Genomic DNA, 21,371 nt, shown 5'->3' on the forward strand with positions numbered 1-21,371 from the left:
AGGAGGTAAATTATGGCAAAGTCTGATTTAGGTATAGATTTAGGAACTGCAACTTTTGTTGTTTACCAGCGAGGCAAAGGAATTATTATTGAAGAACCATCGGTTGTTGCTATAGACAAAAACAAAAAAAATATGATAGCTATAGGAAAAGAAGCAAAAGATATGCTTGGAAAAACTCCCGATCAAATACAAATAATTAGACCTGTACAAGATGGAGTAATTGCTGATCCAAATATAATAGAAGAGGTTTTAAGATATTTCATAAAAAAATCTAACTCTCGTGGTTTCGGCCTTTACAAACCTAGTTTAATTATTGGTATTCCTGCTTTAACTACTGATGTTGAAAGAAGAGCAGTTAAAGAAGCCGCTGCACGGGTTGGAGCATCTAAAGTTTTTCTAATTAGCGAACCCTTAGCAGCTGCAATTGGAAGTGAAATTGATATTGCAGAACCTAACGGACATATGGTTATAGACATTGGCGGAGGTACAACAGATATAGCTGTACTAAGTTTAGGAGGATGTGTAATAAGCGAGACAATTAAAGTAGCAGGGGAAACAATGGATCAAGAGATTGTAAAATACATTAAAAGGCGTTATAAATTTTTTATTGGTGAAGCTACAGCTGAACGGTTAAAAACAGAAATAGGCAAGGCTCATCCAAGCGAAGAAAATTTTGAAACAGAAGTAAAAGGGCAAAACCTGAAAACTGGTTTACCTTCTTCTATAGTCATTAATTCTGAAGATATTTTAAACGCTATAAGACCTGTTCTGAATGAAATTATTAATAAAATCAAAAATATTCTAGAAAAGACTCCTCCAGAATTATCGGCAGATATTATGATGAATGGCTTAATTGTAGTAGGAGGTACTGCAAGGTTAAGAGGTTTAGATAAATTAATAAGTGAGCAAACTGGTATAAAAACACATATTCCAGAAGATCCCCATTTAACTTGTGCTAAAGGTACAGGAATTTTGTTAGAGAACATAGAATTATTAAACAAGGTGCAAGTAAGTTAGTTTATAAAAATGGAGGATAGATATGAGGGGGATTTATGCAGCCACCGCTGGTATGTTAAATTCTTTTGCTGAACTTGATTCTATAGCAAATAATTTAGCAAATGCCGATACTATAGGTTATAAAAAAGATTATAACATTTTTAAAAGTTACTATGAAAAGGAAATAAGGGCTTATCAAAATGAAGATACCCAAGGAAAAACTATAGGCAATATTTATAGTTCTGTAATTTTAGACGAGGTCATACCGAATTTTGAACAAGGCCCTTTATCCGAAACTAATAATTCTTTAGATTTTGCTATAAATGGTCAGGGTTTTTTTAAAATTCAACGAAACGATAATTTTTATTATACCAGAGATGGTGAATTTACAATTAACAATCAAGGTTTTCTTGTAAACAAAAATGGTGATTTTGTTTTAGATGCTCAAAATAATCCCATACTTGTTGATACAGATGATTTCTTTGTACTGAATGATGGAAGTATCTCAGGAACAAATATAAGATTAAATATTGTTAACCTAGATAATATAACTAAATATGGTAATAATTATTTTACTGGAGAAGAAATCGCCCTTACACAAGAAGACTATGAAGTAAAACAAGGCTATTTAGAAGGTTCTAATATTAATGTACTGAATGAAATGATAAAAATGATTGAAGCAAATCGGAAGTTTGATATTCTACAACAAGCTATAAGTTCGACTGATTCATTAAACGCAAAACTCATTGAAATATCTTCATTTTAAGTATTTATAAGATAAATAATCTTGGTCTTCCACAAAAATAAACTGGAGGGAAGAGGATGTTAGTATCTTTATACAGTGCAGCAACTGGAATGAACGCTGAACAACGTAAATTAGATATCATCTCAAACAACTTAGCTAATGTTGATACTACAGGATATAAAAAGCAGAGGGCAGAATTTCAAGACCTTCTATATTCATCTGTTAAAGAATCAGGTACTCCAACTGCACAAGGTTCGATTCTACCAACCGGATTATATGTAGGTCATGGCACGAGGTTATCTTCAACAACAAGGATTTTTACATTAGGAAATATTGAACCTACAGATAATTCGACAGATCTAGCCATAATGGGAGATGGTTTTTTTCAGGTCCAAATGCAAGATGGAAGAATAGCTTATACAAGAGATGGTTCTTTTAAAATTGATGCAAATGGACGACTCACAACTAGTGACGGTCTTATGATAATCCCGAACATCGTAATACCTGAAAATTCCGTAGGCATTAATATCTCTCCTGATGGTATTGTCAGTGTGGTTTTGGGAGATGGAAGCATACAAAATGTTGGAAATTTAACAACTATAAGATTTTTAAATCCATCAGGTTTAAAGCCTATGGGAAATAACCTATATATTGAAACACCTGCATCTGGAAATGCTGTAGAAGGTATCCCCGGACAAGATGGGTTTGGCTCTTTACAACAAGGTTATCTAGAAAAATCTAATGTTGACGTTGTTAAAGAAATGGTCGATATGATTATTGCACAAAGGGCATATGATATCAACTCAAAAACAATAACTACTGCTGATGAAATGTTGAGAACTGTATCTAATATTAAACGATAAACTTAGTTTATGTTCCTGATGAGCCTGTTTCATAATGAAAGGCGGAAATTTGTATGCTAAATCGATTTTTGGTAATTTGTATCTTATCCATATTTTGTTTGATGTCTTCATTCGTATTTTCAACAATAATTTTCCATGTTCCAAAAGAAATAATTTCAGAAGATAGGATCTTTTCTTTGAAAGATATATTTCAAGACCTTGATTATGATAGAACAATTTCTTATATTAGTGGTGATTCAATTACCTATTCAAAAGAAAATTTGTCAAAAATATTATACGGTTTATTATCCAGTTACTACAATAACTTTGAAGTATCATTTGAATCTGACCAAATCAAAATAATATATAACGATAAGCAAACAGCCAATAAAAATAATGTTGATTTACTAGCTCTTCTAGAAAAAGCCATTAATGAATATGACTCTGAACTAATAATACAAAATATAGACCTAAAAAATGCACCTAATACTGCTGTTGAAGCTGAAATAACAAGAATCACACAATCAAATAATAAGTTATTTTTCAGCTTGTACATAACGGATGAAGATAATAAAAAAAAGTATCTTTCCCTCACAGCAGAAGTTGCTAAATTTGAAAAGGCGTTAATATATTCGAAAGATACAAAGCGAGGCACTATTTTAAACGAAAGCATGACAGAAGAAGCAACTATTAATTCATTAATAACAACATACAACCCTATCGATATTCAACTACTACAACAGGGAAAATATGAGTTATCAAAAGATGTAAAAGCTGGAGAAATCTTGGATAGTAGATACTTAAAAAGGATTCCTGACATTAAATCTGGGGATATTTTAACCATAATAGTAGAATATGAAGGCATAAGGATTACAAGTATTGCAAGAGCAATGACTAATGGAAATTATGGTGAAATCATTAACGTTAGAAATACAGAAACTGGACAGATAATATCAGGTAAACTGATAGAAGGCCCTGCAGTTTTGGTTAAAATTGGAGGATGAGAGTAATGATTAATAAGTCTAAATTTCTTTTAATTTTCACATTGATCTCTTTAGCGTTATTGACCACCACATTCGCAGATTCTCTGTGGAATAAAAAAGATGAGGAAGCTAACTCTTTATATACATATAACAATAGTTATAATATTGGTGACATTGTCACTATAGTTGTTTCAGAAAATCCCTCTCTGTCTCTATCAGAAAGCATGCCCGATTACAAAGGCTCGTCTGCTAAAACCATTAACTCCTTTGTAAGTAATATTGGTGGTATAGATTTAAATAAATTTTTACCAATTGGTTCTTCAGATCCTTCCCAGATATCAGTTCAAAATAATCAAGTTACTTCGACTTCAAGTGCGAAGGTACAATTATTTATTTCCTCTATAATCGTTGATAAAAATGAAAATGGTTTATATAAAATAAGGGGAGAAAAAGAAATTAAAATTGGAAAGAATAGAAATACGATTATAATAGAAGGGCTTATTTCCCCTAAAAATATTGCTAAAGATGGAACTGTATTTTCTGAAAGTATTGCTAATGCTAAAATATGGTACGATGGCGATATTGTTTTTCAACAAGACCCAAATGAACCATCTTGGTTATCTTCAATTCTTTCAGGAATAGCAAATTTATTCTTTTAGAGGTGGGATTCTAATGAAAACAAGACTCTCGTATTTTTTAATTTTATTAATCATAATTCCGTCTATATCTTTTTCTGCAGTTAGAATAAAAGATATTTCAAATTTTAGAGGTGCAAGAGATAACCAATTGTTTGGTATTGGATTGGTTACTGGATTAAGTGGTACAGGTGACTCAGGTAATGTAACATCAGAAATGATTAGTAATATGTTGGTTAATTTTAACATCTATCTTGATTCTCAAGTTAAGACTAAAAATAGTGCTGTTGTTATGGTCTTTGCAGATATTCCGCCTTTTTACAAAGAAGGAATGAGGCTCGATGTTACCGTAGCTGCCATAGGAGATTCACAATCACTTGAAAATGGGGTCTTAGTCCAAACGCCTTTGTATGGAGCAGATAATAGGGTTTATGCAGTTGCTCAAGGTAATGTCTTAACAGGAGGAACTAACGTCAGAACAACCTCTAATTTACAGAATAGATACAAGGTCGTAGGCTATATACCTGAAGGAGCCATTATTGAAAAAGAAATACCAGCTAGTATAGTTAAAGATAATACTGTGACCATCCATCTCAAGCAACCTGATGTTACCACTGCATCAAGAGTTTCTAGCGCCATTAATTCAACTTTTTCTTATAAAATTGCTCAAGCAACTGATCCTTCTTCTATTAGAATAGCTGTACCAGACTTTTTTGAAGATGATATCATCTCTTTCCTAGCCTTAATAGAAGAAATTGAAGTTGTTCCTGATGCAAAAGCTAAAATAGTAATTAATGAAAAAACTGGTACTATAGTTTTAGGTGGAAACGTTGAAATAGCCGACTTTACAGAAAGTTATGGTAATTTCAACATAAGCATTGAAAACAATAAAATCAATGGAAAACCTGCAACTGTTTCAACACTAATTACAGCCTTGAAATCTGCAGGCGCTACACCTCAAGATATTATAGCAATAATACAAACTGCTAGCCCTTATATTTATGGAGAACTGGTGGTGATGTGACAATGAATACAGATAGTATAATCTCAGCTTTAACGTTAACAAGGTCTAGTTATAATAATTCTGATGTCAAAGAGATTACTGAAACTTTTGTTGCAAATATTTTTTCAAAGGTTTTAAACGATATCCAAGAAAATGAACTTATTAAAGATAATAAATTAATTCCTGAATCCAATGCTGAAAAGTGGCTTAAAGAATTAATAAACCTAGAATACGCAAATTTAATAGTAAAACGATCAATGCAACCTTTAGTCCAAGAGATAATAAAAGCTTTCCCTCCTCAAAGATGAATATTAAAGTTTTTTCTAATACTATCAGCATACTGTATTTCTTTTTGTTCTAATTTACTATCGATAACTTTTTCTTTAAAAATCAATTCAAAGCCTTTTTTAAAGGCATTCGCGAGGTTTTCTTTTGTGAAGTTACTATTGTTCAATGATTTAATATCAACAGTATTTTTTTGTAAATAATTTTTAATTTCTTGCTTATTTGAATATTTAAAAGAACTTACATAATCCTCATAATCAAACTCTATAGGAATAGAACCATGCTGTAAAATAAATATATTTGTTCTATATTGAGCACTTCCGACAAATTTTCTTCCATCAATTTTAATTTCATAAACAGAGGGCGCATCATAACATATATCTTTTGTTAACCCTCTTTTTTTTGAGTTTTCTAATTCTGCATTTACTCCCAATAATTTAAAAGATTCTATCAGCGCAGATGATATTTTCAAATAACTCTCTAATAGATTTCCAGATAATGTTGTATTATTTAGATAAGTTGAAAATGAATACGTAAATTCTCTGTTGTGCAAAACAGCCCTTCCACCTGTAGGTCTTCTAACGATGGATATCCCTTTTTTAGCTATATAGTTTAAATCCAAATTCACAGTTTTTTGATGTTTACCAAGAGAGATAGTAGGATTAGTCCATTCATATATCCTTATTGTTGAAACTTTTTCTGAGGAAGAACTATAAGCTAAAGCTAAATCCAACGCCATATTCATTGTACCTTCATGTTTCCCATCTACTATCAATCTAATCATATACTCTCACCAATTGGATATTTCTTAGGAATTCCTTTTTCTCTGGGATATATTTTAGCAGTTTTTTCTAACTTTTTAAAAATTAACAAATATCTTTTCTTTTTACCCCCTTCTATTTCGTATTCAATTATCTTCTCTTGACTGAGCTTAAAAATGTTTAACGCTTTCTGTATATATTCCCATTCATCATGGAAGACATTTGGTCCCTTAAAAAGAGACACTAAGCCCTGAATCTTTACCAAGGGGGTTAAATATTCTAAAGCAATATCTCCTCTTGCTAACGCTCGACATGTTGCATAATCAAAGTATTCACGATATCTCTTTGCAAAATCTTCGACTCTCTCATCAAAAACCTTTACATTCTTCAAATTTAATTCTTCAATAAAACTTTTTATAGCTGCAGCCTTCTTTTTCACACTTTCTACAAGATAGAAAAATTTCTCAGGAAAACATATAGCCCAAACTAATCCAGGTATACCTCCTCCTGTTCCTACATCTACAACCTTTTTTGAGGAAGAGAAACCATTATCACTAAAGATAGGGATTAGAGAATCTAGAATAAGATTCTCATATGCAGAATTTACATCTTTATATGCTGTTAAATTTACAGGATAATTAACCAATAAATTTACATATCTTTCAAGCTTCTTCTGTGTTTCATTAGAAAGTTCCATTGACTTTATACTCCTTTTATGGTAAAATTCTCATAGTAAAGGATTGTGCACAATACTATTTTATCATATTCGGAGACGTAGCCTAATTGGCTAAGGCGTCGGTCTTGAAAACCGATGGGGTTACACCCCGTGTGGGTTCGAGTCCCACCGTCTCCGCCATACATAAACTAAATATTGATACAATAGAAACCTCTTGATTTCAAGAGGTTTTTTTGATAAAAATAATTTCTGAACTTTGCCCTAAAACTAAAGAACCAATTTTTATTGCAAAAAATGCCTATAGAGTGATTTAATAATTATTAGCATGAAAATATATGAAAGAAATTAGTTAATAAATATGATAGAATAAAGATAATTAAGAATATGTGATTAAAATAATTGATGTACATATGTAGAATATTGTGATGTTAGTAGAAATAGTTATGTAGGAGGTTTTATGAGAAAAAGAAGTTGTATAATTACAAATATTGTTTTATTGGGATGGTTTTTTTTAGATATGGTCGGATTATATTTTGGGGAACTTTATCTCGTTACTCGTTCATGGAAAGATGATGGCATCTTCTTTTTAATCTTTCTAATTTCATTACTTTTGTTTATTTTCAAAGAACGAGTTGGAAGATACATATTAACTATATGGTTGAGTATATGGCTAGTTACACAATTTCTCTCTCATGAACTATTCACAATCATAGGAGGTGGAGAAGGAAAGATCCGTTATTTTGAAGGTTCAATAAAATTAATAAATAGTGATATTTTATATATCCCGGATTTATACCATATTATTCTACATGTTCTAATACTTATTGCTTTGGTTACAACATTATTATATTCCTCATCACTTAAAAATAAGATTTATATGACTAAGTCCTAAATAATTCAGATTGGATTTTAGTTGAACATCATTTATACTATATGTAGCAATAAATCAGATAAAATGTAATAAGAATATATGGAATTTATATAAAAATAAAGATGAAATATAAGTTTATGGAAAGAAGAGTTTTCAAATTAATGGAATTTGGCGTTAATTAAGTTAATGCAAAGGGTATTTTAATAATTATTTTAAAAATAGGGGTGAAGTATTTGGAAATAAAAGATTTATTAAAAATAGTTAATGAATCTGATAGAGTCTCAGCTTTGTATGACATAATTGAGGAAGGGACAAGACTATCCACAAAAGCAGCTCAAGTAGAATTTTTGACAACAATAAGACAGATTGAAAAACATCTTAAACCTGGAATGAAAATCCTTGATTTAGGTGCTGGAACGGGACAATATAGTTTGTTTTTTGCAGGACAAGGATTCGATGTAGTTGCAGTAGAGCTAGTAGCAAAACATGTAAATCAAATAAAAGAAAAGATAAGTGAGGAGATGTCAATAGAAGTAATTCAAGGAAATGCTCTAGACTTATCAATAATAGAAGATAAAAGCTATGATATAGTACTATGTTTTGGGCCTTTATACCATTTATCTAAAATTGAAGACAGGATGAAATGTATAAGTGAAGTAAAACGGGTTTGTAAAGATAATGGAAAGATGTTCTTTGCTTTTATTTCAAATGATATGGTTATTACAACGGAAACATTTTTATACAATCCTAACTTTTTACTAGAAGATTTATATAATCGTGAAACTTTTAAGGTTGTTGATTTTCCATTTGTTTTTCATACAGTAGATGATTGTAGAAAGCTATTAAGGGATGCAGAACTAAATATTATTTCAGAAATAGCCGCAGATGGCTTAAGTGAACTTTTTCAAGATAAGATAAATAAAATGGATAATGAAAGCTATGAACAATGGTTAAATTTTCATTTCCATTGCTGTGAGAAACCTGAGTTTTTAGGGACTAGTAATCATTTATTATTTGTAGCAGAGAAGTGATCGTTTGTTATCTATAAAAAATATATATTAAAAAAGCCTTTATAGGTAGGTTCACAATTTAGCGATAATATAATATACCTTTTAGCGTTAATCGAATATTGCTAAATTGTATTAAAATTTAAGTTTATAGACATACATAAACTAAATATTGATACAATAGAAACCTCTTGATTTCAATTTGACAGTTATACACTTTTTTATGATTTTTATAGACTAAATTTTCAATAATACAAATTGCTAATGTTCTAATATTTTAAATTAAAATACCGCCTAATGGCGGTATTTTATTTGCGAATGCTATATTATTTAAAACACTTTTCCAAATCTGTCAAATGGATAAATACGCAAAAAGGTATTTCCAATAATATTTTTAGTTGGTACAAAACCAAAGAAACGACTATCCTGACTTTCAAGTGTATTGTCACCCATAAAGAAGTAGTAGCCTTCAGGTACTTTAATGTTTACTAATCCTTCAGAATCTACATAAATAAGTTCTCTAAGATTAAGTTTTGAAAGTTCTTTTTCATAATAATCTGAAAATAAAAGTGTATCTCTCATTTCTTGGTAAAAAAGAAGAGTTGGTCTTCCAGCAATTAGCCTACCTGTAAAATTGTCTTTATACATAAACAAAATATCAGAGCTCTCGATCTCATATCTATATTTTTCAGGATAAGCTATATAATCGTAAAACATAGGATCCTCAAAAATAGCGTCTCTTAAATAGTAAATATTTTCAAACTCTGGCAATATCTTACCATTTATCTCTAACTTTGAAACTTTGCTTTTGATTTGACTAGGAATATAATCAACATTCCCATAGTAGGTAATAATAAAATCTAGCCACTCAGGTATATCTGTTATTTTGCCCTCTTTTATACCTTTCCAAAACTCATTGGTCACAGGAACCAACCTTAAATTGTCCCCTGATTTACCAACCAATCTTTTAACATATTTGACATGACCTTCGAACTCAGAAGGAGCAAAAAAATCCATAAATTTATCAAAAGCTCTTAGCTGTTCTAAAGCTCGAATATCTACAAATGGTGTCCAGAAAACTATTACTTCTCCTCTTTGTGGTTCTTTATATTGATAAGTAACCTTTTCTACAAATAATCTATCGTAAACCTGGATAGTTGGAACCATAGATGGAGTTGGAACCATCATTGTTTCAAATACAAATAATCTTATTATGGTTCCAAATATAAGAGCGTATATTATGGCGTATATCCAATCTAGAGTTTCATCAATTATTTTCTTTTTAGTAGCCTCCTTCAAAAGGCTCAATCCTTCCTTTCTTTGATCCTTACCTTACCTTTTACATCTCTTAAGTAGTATAATTTTGCTCTCCTTACTTTTCCTTTCTTTAATACATCAATACTACTAACTACTGGTGAATGAAAAGGAAAAATTCTTTCTACACCAATCCTATCTGCACCAATCTTCCTTACTGTAAAAGTTTCTCCTAAACCCGAACCTCTTATTTTAATAACAATACCTTCAAAAGCTTGTATCCTTTCTCGTCTTTTGCTTCCTTCTCCTTCAACTACCTTAACATTTACTCTAACGGTATCCCCGGGTCTTATTTCAGGAATATCTTCTTTTTTAAAATTTGCTTCTACTGCATTTATTAATTGATCCATTTTTAAAACCTCCTGTATATCAGTTTTATATACTTACTTTAGAATTTCTAAAGTCCTTATTATATGTATATTTTGGATTTAATTATTCTAACAAAATACCTCTTCAATCCTAATCCTTACTAATTCTGAATATTTTTAACTTTTTCGGTACTTGTACCAAGGCAGGGAGAGGGCTCCGCCCTGAACCGGTTATAAATTCAAACGCTTACTTTTTAGAAAACTTTAATTTCTAAAGTCCCTAATCAGTTTTTATATTATATCATAATAAATTAATACCATATTTATTATTCTTGAAATACTTGTTCACCTATCAACCTATCTAATGTAATAGCTACAGCAGCCCTTACTGAAAGATGGTTGAAATCAGAATTAATCCTAATTGGTTCTAAATCATAGTCAGTTATTTCTCTTATTTCCTCTGGCATCCCCCAACCCGTACCAAACAATATTAAAAACGGTGATTCACACTCTCTAATCTTTCTGCTCAATTCATCAAATCTTATCACATTTTTTCTTGGTTTTGCAGATGTAAAGACAATCTTAGGCTTTTCAAGTTCTGTTTCTTCTATTACTGAAATTACATCTTCTAAATAACTTTCCATTTTGAAAATGTCTAAGGCATCTTTTCTATTTGGGTTATACTCACTTCCAAAACCTTTGGTCCAATATTCCAAAACTCTATCGACTATTTTTTGTTGAGATGGTAAATTACTTACTAAGAAAAAATTTTTTATATTATAAGCCCTGCATGTCCTTGAAATATCGTGTATATCAAAATTAGTAACTGCTGTTGAAACAATGGAACCATCTTTTTTTAGTATTGGATAATGAATTAAAGCTACATATATTCTATTTAACATTTATAATCTCCTTTGTTCCTAAGCATTTCTTTGAGATAGTTCTTGAATAATTTCTACTAAAAGTTTCTTATCTTCCAAGCTTAACTCTTTATTTATAAATAAATCTGGCCTTTTAAGAATTGTCTTTAAAATACTATCCTTTTTTCTAAATTGCTCAATTTTTTTATGGTCTCCACTTAACAAAATTTCAGGAACCTTCATTCCACGAAATTCAGCGGGTTTGGTATAATGGGAAAAATCCAATAAACCATTATAGAAAGAGTCATTTTCAACACTTTCTTTTGAACCGACAACCCCTGGAACGAACCTAAGCAACACTTCAATCATAACCATTGTTGGCAATTCTCCACCAGTTAAAACATAATCTCCTATAGAAATTTCTTCATCAACTATGGCTTTAATCCTTTCGTCAATACCTTCGTATCTACCACAAAAAAAAACTAATTTTTCTTTTTTAGATAAATCAAATGCTATTTGATTATTATAAGTTCTACCTTCTGGTGAGGGAAGAACGACATAGGGCTTGAAATTATTTTTTTTTATATATTCATCGTAGAATCTAAAAAAAGGTTCAACAAGCATTACCATTCCATTGTTTCCACCATAACCAGGTCTATCAGTAACTTTATGTTTATCCACTGTGAAATCACGTAAATTTAACACATTAATCTTTACAATACCACTTTCTATGGCTTTTTTAATAATTCCATAATTCGTAATTATGTTAAACATTTCAGGAAAGATACTTAATATAGTAATCTCTATTTTGTTATTCTGACTCATCCTCATACCATTCCATTTTTTTAACTACAATTGTTTTTTCTTTTTTCTTTAGTTGAAGAACATGATAATTTGTCATGGGAATAAGTATTTCTTGATTTGGTGTATCGGAATTTTCATTTCTTACAGATATGACATCATTAGCCCCTGTTTCAATTATTTCTGAAACTTTTCCAACATATTCTCCGTCTTCATAATATACTTCAGAATCTAAAATTTCATACCAGTAATATTCATTTTCATTTAGTTTGGGGAGATTTTCTGGCCCAATATAAATTTCGTATCCTATAACTTTTTTTGCTTCATCCATGTTTGTTACCCCGTTCAAAGATAAAACAAAAAATTTATTTAAATTTTTAACATTGGTTACTTTACTATAAAAAAATCTTTTATTATTAGGATTATATAATAATATATCCACCAAATTATGAATAACAGTGTCAACATTGGTATATGGCTGAATTTTTACTTCTCCTTTTACACCATGAGAGTTTATTATTTTACCAACCGCAATTTTATCTTTTAATAAGTTACTTAAACTTTCCATATTTGATTCACCTTATTACTTTTAATATAAACTTCTTATCTTGTTCTTTTTTTGCTGCATTCATAATAATATTGATTGACTTGATTGTTCTACCATCTTTTCCTATAATCTGCCCAACATCTTCTGGATTTACATATATTTCATAAACAATGTTTTCTTCATCGTCAATTTCCTTAACTTCGACTTCATCAGGATATTTTACTATTTTCATTAAAATATCCAAAAGCAAGTTTTTCATTGATTAACTTCCCCTTCTATTACTGAAAGATCTTGAGTCGCATCGTTCTTCTTGGCAACTCTTGCTTGGTACTTAATTTCATCATATTTTTTCATCACACCCATCTTTTTAAGAATTCTTCTTGCAGTATCTGTCGGTTGGGCTCCTTTTAAAAGCCATTCCAAAGCCTTTTCTTCATCTAGTTTATATTGGTTAGACTCGTTCAAAGGATCATAGAATCCTAAAGATTCGATGTACTTACCTGTTCTTTTATTTCTAGAATCTACAACAACAATCCTATAAAAAGGTTTGTGTCTCCTACCCATTCTACTCAATCTAATTTTTACCATTAGAACACCTCCATATTTTTAAAACAATTTTATTGTTAGTTAATATCATAGGTTAAAATGGAAAATTCCTCATTAATTTTCTTCCTTTTAATTTCTTCATTTGTTTCATTGTTTTTTTCAGCTGATCATAATTTTTTAACAGTCTATTTATATCTTGAATGGTGGTACCACTACCTTTTGCTATCCTCTGCTTCCTAGAATAAGACAGAATTTTTGGATTTTTTCTCTCCTTTGGAGTCATAGAATTTATAATAGCTTCATACTTTTTTAGCTCTTCTTCTCCTTTAATAATATCAACCTGGTCTTTGGGAACATTAGGTAACATTTCTATTAGGCCTGACAAAGACCCTAAACTTTTTATCTGTCTTATTTGATCTAAAAAATCTTCTAAATCAAACTTTCCCTCCAAAAACCTTTCTGCATCTTCTTCAGCTTTCTCTTTATCTACTTCTTTTTCAACTTTTTCAATAAAAGAAAGAACATCACCCATTCCAAGAATTCTACCCACATATCTTTCAGGGTAAAATTCTTCAAGATCATCAATTTTTTCTCCAACACCAACTAATTTAACGGGTTTATTTGTTATATATTGTATAGATATTATAACCCCACCACGTGAATCTCCATCAAGTTTAGTGATTATAAAACCTGTTAAATCCAGCTTATCATTGAATTCTTTAGCAGAATTGACTGCATCTTGACCCACCATTGCATCTACTACCATAAGTATTTCTTCGGGTTCTAAAATATTTTTTATTTCTTCTAATTCCTTCATCATTATTTCGTCTATATGCAATCTACCTGCAGTATCAATTATTACAATATCATGCAAATTCCGTTGAGCATACTTTTTACTATCTTCAGTAATTTTAACAGCATCTTTTTTATCTCCACTAAATACGGGAACTCCTATATCTTGTCCTAACTGAATTAGTTGGTCAATAGCAGCGGGTCGATATGTATCTGCTGCAACCAAAAGAGGATTGCGCCCTTTTTTCTTGTATTTATTGGCTAATTTAGCTGCAGTGGTAGTTTTTCCACTACCTTGTAGACCTGTTAGCATAATAAAAGCAGGATTTTTTGATATATTAATTTTATTATTTTTATTTCCCCCCATAATTTCTATCAAACTATCCCTAACTATTCTGATAAATTCCTGATCAGGGGTTAGACTTTCGAGAACTTTTTCTCCTAAAGCTTCTTCTTTAACTTTTTCAACAAATTCCTTCACCACTTTGTAGTGAACATCAGCTTCTAAAAGAGCTAATTTAACTTCTCTAACCGCATCTTTTATATTTTTTTCTGTTAGCTTACCTTTTCCTGAGAGATTTTTAAAAACTCCAGAAAGCTTTTTTTGCAAACTTTCAAACATTATCCAACCACCTCACTAAAATCCCTAACCAAGTATACTACAAAAATAAAGAACTTTGGTGAAAAATTTGATAAAAGTAAAACATAAGAGAAAAATTAATGTTGCTTTTATATTAATTTTTTTATAAAATAAAAATATCATGCAAAAATCTATATTTGCTCGCTAAAGTTCTAATCATAAAGATAAGAAAGGTTTGTTAAAAAATGAATTAACCATTAGTTAAAGAATAAAGCTCTTGATACTTTCTTTTTTTTATGGTATAATAGATTTGCTTTGATACGCCTGTAGCTCAACTGGCAGAGCGGCGGTCTCCAAAACCGCAGGCTGGGGGTTCGATTCCCTCCGGGCGTGCCAATTTTGTATACACTGAAGAAAAGAAAGCCGACTTTAAAGTCGGCTCTTTTTAATTAAGATTGCATTTAAAACCCATATTTAAAATCGTCATCATCTAAATCATCATCAAAATCGTCATATTCTTCATAATCCTCATCATCCTCGTCTTCAATAAACCAATCTTCGTCAAAGTCTTCATCTTCATCCTCATCTTCATCTTTGCTATAGGTATCTTCATCTTTTTGGGAATAATCGTCTTCACTAAAATCAACATCGTACTCTTCAAAATCGCTTTCATTTTCTAAGTCAAAGGATGAAAATACTTCATCTTCGATACTTTCCCAAACATCAGAAACTTTTTTGAATTCATCTTCATCATCAATACTATTTAAATAAATTTTTCCTTCTTCTTTTTCTACTGCAAAAGCAACTACTCCATTTAAAATCATTTCTTGCTTTTCTTCATCTCTTATTGCTTCTTGACATATCCAATAAGTTTTTCCATCAATCTCTAATTCTTTTAAAAACATAAAATCATTTTCATTACCTTTTTCATCGGTTAAGGTGAAAAATTCCATGTCTTCCACAATACTACCTCCTAAAATCAAAATTTCTTTATCTTATATATTAAAAAACATTTAAAACACATTTTGAAACTCTCGTAATACTTCTTTTACAGCATCTCCTTTTCCCATTGTGAAAATATGTACACCAGGTACGCCGCTAGATAATAATTCTTCAATCATTTTTATTGTATGTTTAACCCCAACATTAAACTCGTCTTTTGGCGTTTTTGCCTCATCAAAAGCTTCAACTAATTCTTTCGGAATGTTTACAAAAAAAGATTTAGGAATATTATATAAGGATTTTTTAGATACTATCGGTTTTAAACCAGGTATTACTGGAACATTAATACCTCGTTCACTTATTTTGTCAAGAAAATTTATATAATAATTAACATCAAAAAACATCTGGGTAATAATGAACTGGGCACCTAATTCTATTTTTAATTTTAAATTATCTAAATCCTTTTCTAAATTAGGTGATTCAAAATGTTTCTCAGGATATCCAGCAACACCTATGCAAAAATCTGTAGAGTAATTATATCTTGTCGGATATACATAAATACCTTTGTTAAGGTTAACAATCTGTTCGACTAAATCACAAGCATATTTATGCTCGTCAAATTCTCTAAAGGTATACCTGTTTTTATCTCCTCGAACCACAAATACATTTTCAATCCCAAGATAATGTAAATCAATTAATATATCTTCTAATTGATATTTATTGAATCCCACACAGATAAGATGAGGAACTACATCTACGTTATATCTGTTTTTAAGAGCGGCACTAATTCCAACTGTGCCTGGACGTTTATTTACAATTATCTTATTAACTTCTAAACCATTTTCTAAATATTCAACTTCGTTAGCATGCTTAGTAACATTTATAAAAGATGGAGAAAAATTCATTAATCCATCGACTACATTATAAATATCTAATATACTTCCTCCTCTATTTGGAGGAATAATTTCAAAGGAGAGTATTGGTTTACCTTTTTGACTAATTACATCAACAATTTTCATTGTTCTTTCACCATATTAAATAATCATAAAAAACAATTTTTATTAATTCTAACACAATTAATGTATTTTGTCAATCGAGCTCAAAGCATGAAAAAAGCGGGGATTGAATCCCCGCTATATTTGATACAATTAATAATTTACTTTTTTACCTCTTTTATACTTTGCAGCTGCTTGAGCCGCTGCTAATCGTGCAACTGGAACTCTATATGGTGAACAACTTACATAATCCAAACCCACTAAATGTGCAAATTCAATAGATTCAGGATCTCCTCCATGCTCACCACAAATTCCAACTTTTAGATGTGGATTAGTTGACCTTCCACCATCTAGAGCTATTTTAATTAGTTTACCAACACCTTCTCTATCAATATGCTGAAATGGATCCTTTTCATATATTCCTTTTTCAATATAGTCGTTGATAAACTTTCCATAGTCATCTCTTGAGAAACCTAATCCTAATTGAGTAAGGTCGTTTGTACCAAAACTGAAGAAATCAGCTTGTTCACCAATCTGATCTGCAACTACACAAGCTCTCGGTACTTCAATCATTGTACCAACCTTGTATTCTAAATCAACGTTGTGTTCCTTGATGAGTTCGTCAGCTATCTGAGTTATAGAATCTTTTAAAATTGTAAACTCTTTGACATTTCCAACTAGAGGAATCATTATTTCTGGATGTACCTTCTTTCCCTCTTTCATTAATTCTATAGCTGCAAGAAGTATTGCTTTTGTTTGCATTTCAGCTATCTCAGGATAAGTGATTGCAACTCTTACCCCTCTATGACCCATCATTGGATTAAATTCTTCAAGTTCTTTAACCGTTTGCCTTAATTCTTCTTCAGTGATTCCCAAAGTTTTTGCTAATTCTTTTATCTGTTCATCTGTTTCAGGAACAAATTCATGTAAAGGAGGATCTAAGAGCCTAATAGTAACAGAGAATCCTTCCATCTCTTTGAATAAACCTTTAAAATCTTCAATCTGATATGGAAGAAGTTCTTCCAAAGCTTTTCTTCTCTGTTCTTCACTCTTTGAAACTATCATCCTTCTCATTTTATTAATTCTTTCAGGGCCAAAGAACATATGTTCAGTTCTACAAAGACCTATTCCTTGAGCACCATATTCTCTAGCCACTTTGGCATCTCTTGGTACATCAGCATTTGCTCGAACACCTAAATCGGAAACTTCATCTGCATAATCAAGTAAAGTTGCAAGTTCTCCTGCTAATCCTTCAGGTCTTATAGTCTTAACTTTACCAGCATAAACTTTTCCTTCATTACCATCTATTGAGATCCATTCTTTATCTTTTATAACAACACCATTTGCTTTAATAAGTCTATTCTTCAAATCTATTAATATATTTTCTGCTCCCACTACAGCTGTTTTACCCATACCTCTAGCTACAACTGCAGCATGTGAAGTCATACCTCCACGATTGGTTAAAATACCTTGTGCAGCGTTCATACCGCCAACGTCTTCAGCAGATGTTTCTGGTCTAACAAGAATAACTTGTTCTCCTTTTTTTGCCATTTCTTCAGCTTCTTCTGCACTAAAAACAATCTTTCCTGTTGCTGCACCTGGTGATGCTGGCAATCCTTTTCCAATATATTGGGCTCTTTTTAGTTCTTCAGGATCAAATACTGGATGTAGTAGTTTTTCGATATCTGCTGGATCTACCCTCATAACAGCTTCTTGCTTATTAATTAACCCTTCTTTTACTAAATCAACTGCTATTTTAACAGCAGCAGCAGGGGTTCTTTTACCATTCCTTGTTTGTAAGATATATAGTTTACCTCTTTCAACAGTAAATTCAATATCTTGCATATCTCTAAAATGGTGTTCTAATTTATCCATTATTTCAGTTAATTCTTTATATACATCTGGCATTATATTTTTTAATTCATCCAAAGGTTGAGGAGTTCTAATACCAGCCACAACGTCCTCACCTTGAGCGTTCATTAAAAATTCACCATAATATTTCTTTTCTCCAGTACTTGGATCTCTCGTAAATACAACACCAGTGCCACTATCTTCTCCCATATTTCCAAAAACCATTGCAACAACGTTAACTGCTGTTCCTAAGAAGTTTTTATCGTCTAATTTATTAATTTGCCTATATTTTATGGCTCTTGGGTTATTCCAACTTCTAAATACCGCTTCAATTGAAATCCATAACTGTTCCATTGGGTCTTGAGGGAAGGATTTTCCTTCTTCCTGATATATTTTCTTATATAATTCAACAACTTTTTTGAAATCTTCTGCATCTAACTCTATATCAGTTTTTACTCCCTTTTCTCTTTTTACTTTGTTCAAGGCTTCTTCAAATTTTGCATGAGGGATTTCTAGCGATACATCTCCAAACATCTGTATAAACCTTCTGTACGAATCCCAAGCAAATCTTTCGTTATTAGTCTGTTTAGCTAATCCTTGAACCGATACATCGTTTAAACCCAAATTAAGAATGGTATCCATCATTCCAGGCATTGAAACTGCTGCTCCAGAACGAACAGAAACAAGTAAAGGATTATCATTATCCCCAAACTTTTTACCTAAAACCTCTTCTAATTCATGCATAGCTTGCTCAACTGCAGGTTTCAAATCATCTGGGAGTTTCATACCATTATCCCAATAATACTTACAAACCTCTGTAGAAATTGTAAATCCTGGTGGTACTGGTAGTCCAAGCAATGCCATTTCAGCAAGGTTTGCACCTTTACCACCTAAAATATCTTTCATCTTGGCATTTCCTTCGACTCTGCGATTATTCCAAACATATACGTATTTCTTTGACATCATTTTACCTCCCTTTTTGCATAAATTTTGATAGCTAAAATATATTATATTATATTAATTTTTTTTCTATTTCTCATTTTAGTAAAATTTAATATACAATTTTCTTTTAAAATGCTTCTTCTTTTATCATTTTAAAATTAAGCCTGTTATTTTTTTGTTCTACATATAAATATGAGATGAGTTTCTTTTTTACGAATTCATTCTTGTTTATTCCTAAATTTCTACTAACTCTATATTTCCAGGTACCTGTATTTACATAAACTTTTTCAACAGGGCTATTATCTATCATATTTAGTGATGCTCTATGATTATGCCCCATAATTAAAAATTTAACTTTATCTTCTTCCAAAGCGATATCATTTTCTCCGAAACCTATCAGGTATTCTTTAGGTATATAAAAACTTTCATTTAAAAGTTTTTCAGCATTCATTAAAAGATAATTTGAATTATTCATACTTCTAAAAAACATCCCCAACCTTACAATTGCCTCTCCTAGTTTTAACCCCCCCATATTATTTACAAAAATATTTGATAACACATTCACTCCAGGATAATTTACCTTCAACCACCTTTTTACTTGGGGAGTTTTAATAAGTCGGGTAAAAACTTTTATCCATTCTTTTTTTAAATCATAGTTCAATAAATATTTTTCTTTTAGATTGTCAAGCCATTTAAAAACATCCAGTTGAGGATAAATATTCTGATATTCAGAATACAGCTCTTCGGAAAGAATTTCTACAGCTATATTTCCAAAATGATGATTCATGTATTTAGTCATATATTCAGAAAAAGAAGGTAAAATATTATTGTTTTGATCTTTACTCAACCTATTCACAGGGTCGAATTGGTTTCCATGAATTAAGAAAAGCTCAAATTCCTCATCATAGTAATACGGAACTATTTCACACTTCTTGAATATTTCCTTTATTTTGTCACAAATTTTTTTATTGAAAAGAAAGTAATAATCATGATTTCCAACTATATAATAAATTCTATTTTTCTTTGAAAAACGTTGGAATGTTTCAATTAACTTTTTATGATTATTAATGATTTCATCAATTACATTGACATCACATTGTTGAGCATACTCAACTGCTGTATTAGCCATATAACCATCATTTACTGCATTTGTTAACTCAAAAAAATCTCCAACTATATATAACTCAGTATCATCGCTATTCATCTCAATTAGTTCATTTAATAACTTGATTAGTCTAGCGTCATAAATAAAATCATCACTTTCATTTCCTAAGCCAATATGTAGATCACTCATATATACTTTCATCAATGTTCCTCCAAAACAGTTAAAGAGTTGAGAAATAATTCATTTGAATTATAGCATATACTTACTAAAATATTTTAACGGTTTAATAAAGTGTATACGAGATTTAACGTATTTGTGGAAAGAAACCCATTTAAGCTAGCAGAGATATCTTTAATTTGAAGAATCACAACGAAGCCTTTTATATTCAAAATAAAAAGTCCTCAATTAATTGAGGACTTTTTATATCTTTTAAATTTCTGGTTCTTCATCCAAAAGTTCTTCAATTTCAGAAGGATTAGATATTTCTATTTTAGCTATCCATCCCTTATCTTCTGCATCCTCATTAATTATTTCTGGAGAGTCTTCTAAGTCATTATTTACTTCAATTATTTTTCCACTTATAGGGGCATAAACATCTTCCGCAGCTTTAACTGATTCTATTGTACAAAGTATGTCACCCTTTTTTACGGTTCTTCCAATTTGAGGCAATTCAACATATGTAACATCCCCTAATTCATCTGCAGCCTTTTTTGAAATACCAACAACAGCAATATTGCCATTAACTATTACATATTCATGAGTTTCCGTAAATTTTTTCATATGTTCTCTCCTCCTCCGAACAATAATTATTTAACTTTATATCTTAATGATAAAGATATTATACCATAAAGTTAATTAAAGGGTAAACTACTATTAAAATCTGTGCCTATATTATTTAGATTAAATCCTATTGAAAATACTCATTAAATATGATAGAATTGCTTGAAGGGGAGTAACTCGTTCTGCACCATCGTCATCACGGCA

The 21,371-nt window shown here is 30.7% G+C and carries 24 protein-coding genes and 2 tRNA genes; 11 read left to right on the forward strand and 15 right to left on the reverse strand.

What is annotated here, in order from left to right; genetic code table 11:
• The first annotated feature begins 12 nt into the window (after positions 1-12).
• From mreB to DTL3_RS01925, 7 genes are all read left to right on the forward strand, one after another.
• The gene (gene mreB / locus DTL3_RS01895) at positions 13-1,017 is read left to right on the forward strand and encodes a rod shape-determining protein (RefSeq protein WP_045087284.1); all 1,005 of its coding nucleotides are present in this window, start codon (positions 13-15) and stop codon (positions 1,015-1,017) included.
• A gap of 22 nt (positions 1,018-1,039) precedes the next feature.
• Complete coding sequence (locus DTL3_RS01900; RefSeq protein ID WP_045087285.1) at positions 1,040-1,762, forward strand: flagellar hook-basal body protein; 723 nt, start codon at positions 1,040-1,042, stop codon at positions 1,760-1,762.
• Between the two features lie 56 nt (positions 1,763-1,818).
• Positions 1,819-2,604: a flagellar basal-body rod protein FlgG gene (gene flgG, locus DTL3_RS01905; RefSeq protein ID WP_045087286.1), complete on the forward strand. Its 786-nt coding sequence runs from the start codon at positions 1,819-1,821 to the stop codon at positions 2,602-2,604.
• Positions 2,605-2,705: 101 nt separating this feature from the next.
• Complete coding sequence (gene flgA / locus DTL3_RS01910; protein ID WP_231854031.1) at positions 2,706-3,587, forward strand: flagellar basal body P-ring formation chaperone FlgA; 882 nt, start codon at positions 2,706-2,708, stop codon at positions 3,585-3,587.
• Between the two features lie 5 nt (positions 3,588-3,592).
• Positions 3,593-4,225, forward strand: a complete 633-nt coding sequence (locus tag DTL3_RS01915) for a flagellar basal body L-ring protein FlgH (RefSeq protein WP_045087288.1) — start codon at positions 3,593-3,595, stop codon at positions 4,223-4,225.
• Between the two features lie 13 nt (positions 4,226-4,238).
• Entirely contained in the window at positions 4,239-5,225 is a 987-nt protein-coding gene (locus tag DTL3_RS01920; protein ID WP_045087289.1) for a flagellar basal body P-ring protein FlgI, read from the forward strand.
• A 2-nt stretch (positions 5,226-5,227) separates the two neighbouring features.
• On the forward strand, positions 5,228-5,512 hold the full coding sequence (locus DTL3_RS01925; protein WP_045087290.1) for a hypothetical protein: 285 nt from the start codon (positions 5,228-5,230) through the stop codon (positions 5,510-5,512).
• Here DTL3_RS01925 and DTL3_RS01930 read toward each other — a convergent pair.
• Both DTL3_RS01930 and rsmG read right to left on the reverse strand, forming a co-directional pair.
• A complete protein-coding gene (locus tag DTL3_RS01930) occupies positions 5,503-6,273 on the reverse strand; it encodes a lipoate--protein ligase family protein (protein ID WP_052670263.1) in 771 nt (256 codons plus the stop codon). The genes DTL3_RS01925 and DTL3_RS01930 overlap by 10 nt on opposite strands.
• Positions 6,270-6,947, reverse strand: a complete 678-nt coding sequence (gene rsmG, locus DTL3_RS01935; RefSeq protein WP_045087291.1) for a 16S rRNA (guanine(527)-N(7))-methyltransferase RsmG — start codon at positions 6,945-6,947, stop codon at positions 6,270-6,272. Before rsmG ends, DTL3_RS01930 begins: the two co-directional genes overlap by 4 nt.
• Before the next feature lie 71 nt (positions 6,948-7,018).
• Here rsmG and DTL3_RS01940 point away from each other — a divergent pair.
• The 3 genes from DTL3_RS01940 to DTL3_RS01950 all read left to right on the forward strand — a co-directional run bounded on the left by DTL3_RS01940 (position 7,019) and on the right by DTL3_RS01950 (position 8,828).
• Positions 7,019-7,106: transfer RNA gene (locus DTL3_RS01940), tRNA-Ser, on the forward strand.
• 277 nt (positions 7,107-7,383) lie between these two features.
• On the forward strand, positions 7,384-7,818 hold the full coding sequence (locus DTL3_RS01945) for a hypothetical protein (protein WP_045087292.1): 435 nt from the start codon (positions 7,384-7,386) through the stop codon (positions 7,816-7,818).
• A 203-nt stretch (positions 7,819-8,021) separates the two neighbouring features.
• On the forward strand, positions 8,022-8,828 hold the full coding sequence (locus tag DTL3_RS01950) for a class I SAM-dependent methyltransferase (protein ID WP_231854032.1): 807 nt from the start codon (positions 8,022-8,024) through the stop codon (positions 8,826-8,828).
• Between the two features lie 306 nt (positions 8,829-9,134).
• Here DTL3_RS01950 and lepB read toward each other — a convergent pair whose 3' ends face one another.
• From lepB to ffh, 8 genes are all read right to left on the reverse strand, one after another.
• Positions 9,135-10,103 (reverse strand): signal peptidase I, encoded by a 969-nt coding sequence (lepB, locus tag DTL3_RS01955; protein WP_045087294.1) that lies wholly within the window; start codon positions 10,101-10,103, stop codon positions 9,135-9,137.
• 5 nt (positions 10,104-10,108) lie between these two features.
• Positions 10,109-10,468 carry a 50S ribosomal protein L19 gene (rplS, locus tag DTL3_RS01960; RefSeq protein ID WP_045087295.1) on the reverse strand — a complete coding sequence of 120 codons (360 nt, stop codon included), beginning with the start codon at positions 10,466-10,468 and terminating at the stop codon, positions 10,109-10,111.
• A gap of 284 nt (positions 10,469-10,752) precedes the next feature.
• A complete protein-coding gene (locus tag DTL3_RS01965) occupies positions 10,753-11,328 on the reverse strand; it encodes an RNA methyltransferase (protein WP_045087296.1) in 576 nt (191 codons plus the stop codon).
• An 18-nt stretch (positions 11,329-11,346) separates the two neighbouring features.
• Positions 11,347-12,093 (reverse strand): tRNA (guanosine(37)-N1)-methyltransferase TrmD, encoded by a 747-nt coding sequence (gene trmD / locus DTL3_RS01970; RefSeq protein WP_045088546.1) that lies wholly within the window; start codon positions 12,091-12,093, stop codon positions 11,347-11,349.
• A gap of 4 nt (positions 12,094-12,097) precedes the next feature.
• Positions 12,098-12,655 (reverse strand): ribosome maturation factor RimM, encoded by a 558-nt coding sequence (gene rimM / locus DTL3_RS01975; RefSeq protein WP_045087297.1) that lies wholly within the window; start codon positions 12,653-12,655, stop codon positions 12,098-12,100.
• 7 nt (positions 12,656-12,662) lie between these two features.
• Positions 12,663-12,893, reverse strand: a complete 231-nt coding sequence (locus tag DTL3_RS01980; protein ID WP_045087298.1) for a KH domain-containing protein — start codon at positions 12,891-12,893, stop codon at positions 12,663-12,665.
• Complete coding sequence (gene rpsP, locus DTL3_RS01985; protein WP_045087299.1) at positions 12,890-13,222, reverse strand: 30S ribosomal protein S16; 333 nt, start codon at positions 13,220-13,222, stop codon at positions 12,890-12,892. The genes DTL3_RS01980 and rpsP overlap by 4 nt, the downstream gene beginning before the upstream one ends.
• 52 nt (positions 13,223-13,274) lie before the next feature.
• Positions 13,275-14,594 (reverse strand): signal recognition particle protein, encoded by a 1,320-nt coding sequence (gene ffh, locus DTL3_RS01990; RefSeq protein ID WP_045087300.1) that lies wholly within the window; start codon positions 14,592-14,594, stop codon positions 13,275-13,277.
• 278 nt (positions 14,595-14,872) lie between these two features.
• Here ffh and DTL3_RS01995 point away from each other — a divergent pair.
• Positions 14,873-14,948, forward strand: a tRNA-Trp gene (locus DTL3_RS01995).
• A 65-nt stretch (positions 14,949-15,013) separates the two neighbouring features.
• Here the strand turns inward: DTL3_RS01995 and DTL3_RS02000 are convergent.
• From DTL3_RS02000 to gcvH, 5 genes are all read right to left on the reverse strand, one after another.
• A complete protein-coding gene (locus tag DTL3_RS02000; protein WP_045088547.1) occupies positions 15,014-15,505 on the reverse strand; it encodes a DUF1292 domain-containing protein in 492 nt (163 codons plus the stop codon).
• Between the two features lie 60 nt (positions 15,506-15,565).
• A complete protein-coding gene (locus DTL3_RS02005; protein WP_045087301.1) occupies positions 15,566-16,513 on the reverse strand; it encodes a methylenetetrahydrofolate reductase in 948 nt (315 codons plus the stop codon).
• A 129-nt stretch (positions 16,514-16,642) separates the two neighbouring features.
• Entirely contained in the window at positions 16,643-19,303 is a 2,661-nt protein-coding gene (gene ppdK, locus DTL3_RS02010) for a pyruvate, phosphate dikinase (RefSeq protein WP_045087302.1), read from the reverse strand.
• Between the two features lie 106 nt (positions 19,304-19,409).
• On the reverse strand, positions 19,410-20,588 hold the full coding sequence (locus DTL3_RS02015; protein ID WP_045087303.1) for a metallophosphoesterase: 1,179 nt from the start codon (positions 20,586-20,588) through the stop codon (positions 19,410-19,412).
• 228 nt (positions 20,589-20,816) lie between these two features.
• On the reverse strand, positions 20,817-21,167 hold the full coding sequence (gcvH, locus tag DTL3_RS02020; RefSeq protein ID WP_045087304.1) for a glycine cleavage system protein GcvH: 351 nt from the start codon (positions 21,165-21,167) through the stop codon (positions 20,817-20,819).
• Positions 21,168-21,371: the final 204 nt, after the last annotated feature.

The sequence above is a fragment of the Defluviitoga tunisiensis genome, from assembly GCF_000953715.1.
Classification (GTDB): Bacteria; Thermotogota; Thermotogae; order Petrotogales; family Petrotogaceae; genus Defluviitoga; species Defluviitoga tunisiensis.

Coding starts and splice junctions, on each gene's coding strand:
- mreB (WP_045087284.1), top strand. CDS start 13: ATGGCAAAGTCTGATTTAGGTATAGATTTAGGAACTGCAACTTTTGTT.
- DTL3_RS01900 (WP_045087285.1), top strand. CDS start 1,040: ATGAGGGGGATTTATGCAGCCACCGCTGGTATGTTAAATTCTTTTGCT.
- flgG (WP_045087286.1), top strand. CDS start 1,819: ATGTTAGTATCTTTATACAGTGCAGCAACTGGAATGAACGCTGAACAA.
- flgA (WP_231854031.1), top strand. CDS start 2,706: ATGTCTTCATTCGTATTTTCAACAATAATTTTCCATGTTCCAAAAGAA.
- DTL3_RS01915 (WP_045087288.1), top strand. CDS start 3,593: ATGATTAATAAGTCTAAATTTCTTTTAATTTTCACATTGATCTCTTTA.
- DTL3_RS01920 (WP_045087289.1), top strand. CDS start 4,239: ATGAAAACAAGACTCTCGTATTTTTTAATTTTATTAATCATAATTCCG.
- DTL3_RS01925 (WP_045087290.1), top strand. CDS start 5,228: ATGAATACAGATAGTATAATCTCAGCTTTAACGTTAACAAGGTCTAGT.
- DTL3_RS01930 (WP_052670263.1), bottom strand. CDS start 6,273: ATGATTAGATTGATAGTAGATGGGAAACATGAAGGTACAATGAATATG.
- rsmG (WP_045087291.1), bottom strand. CDS start 6,947: ATGGAACTTTCTAATGAAACACAGAAGAAGCTTGAAAGATATGTAAAT.
- DTL3_RS01945 (WP_045087292.1), top strand. CDS start 7,384: ATGAGAAAAAGAAGTTGTATAATTACAAATATTGTTTTATTGGGATGG.
- rplS (WP_045087295.1), bottom strand. CDS start 10,468: ATGGATCAATTAATAAATGCAGTAGAAGCAAATTTTAAAAAAGAAGAT.
- DTL3_RS01965 (WP_045087296.1), bottom strand. CDS start 11,328: ATGTTAAATAGAATATATGTAGCTTTAATTCATTATCCAATACTAAAA.
- rimM (WP_045087297.1), bottom strand. CDS start 12,655: ATGGAAAGTTTAAGTAACTTATTAAAAGATAAAATTGCGGTTGGTAAA.
- DTL3_RS01980 (WP_045087298.1), bottom strand. CDS start 12,893: ATGAAAAACTTGCTTTTGGATATTTTAATGAAAATAGTAAAATATCCT.
- rpsP (WP_045087299.1), bottom strand. CDS start 13,222: ATGGTAAAAATTAGATTGAGTAGAATGGGTAGGAGACACAAACCTTTT.
- ffh (WP_045087300.1), bottom strand. CDS start 14,594: ATGTTTGAAAGTTTGCAAAAAAAGCTTTCTGGAGTTTTTAAAAATCTC.
- DTL3_RS02000 (WP_045088547.1), bottom strand. CDS start 15,505: ATGGAATTTTTCACCTTAACCGATGAAAAAGGTAATGAAAATGATTTT.
- DTL3_RS02005 (WP_045087301.1), bottom strand. CDS start 16,513: ATGAAAATTGTTGATGTAATTAGTCAAAAAGGTAAACCAATACTCTCC.
- ppdK (WP_045087302.1), bottom strand. CDS start 19,303: ATGTCAAAGAAATACGTATATGTTTGGAATAATCGCAGAGTCGAAGGA.
- DTL3_RS02015 (WP_045087303.1), bottom strand. CDS start 20,588: ATGAAAGTATATATGAGTGATCTACATATTGGCTTAGGAAATGAAAGT.
- gcvH (WP_045087304.1), bottom strand. CDS start 21,167: ATGAAAAAATTTACGGAAACTCATGAATATGTAATAGTTAATGGCAAT.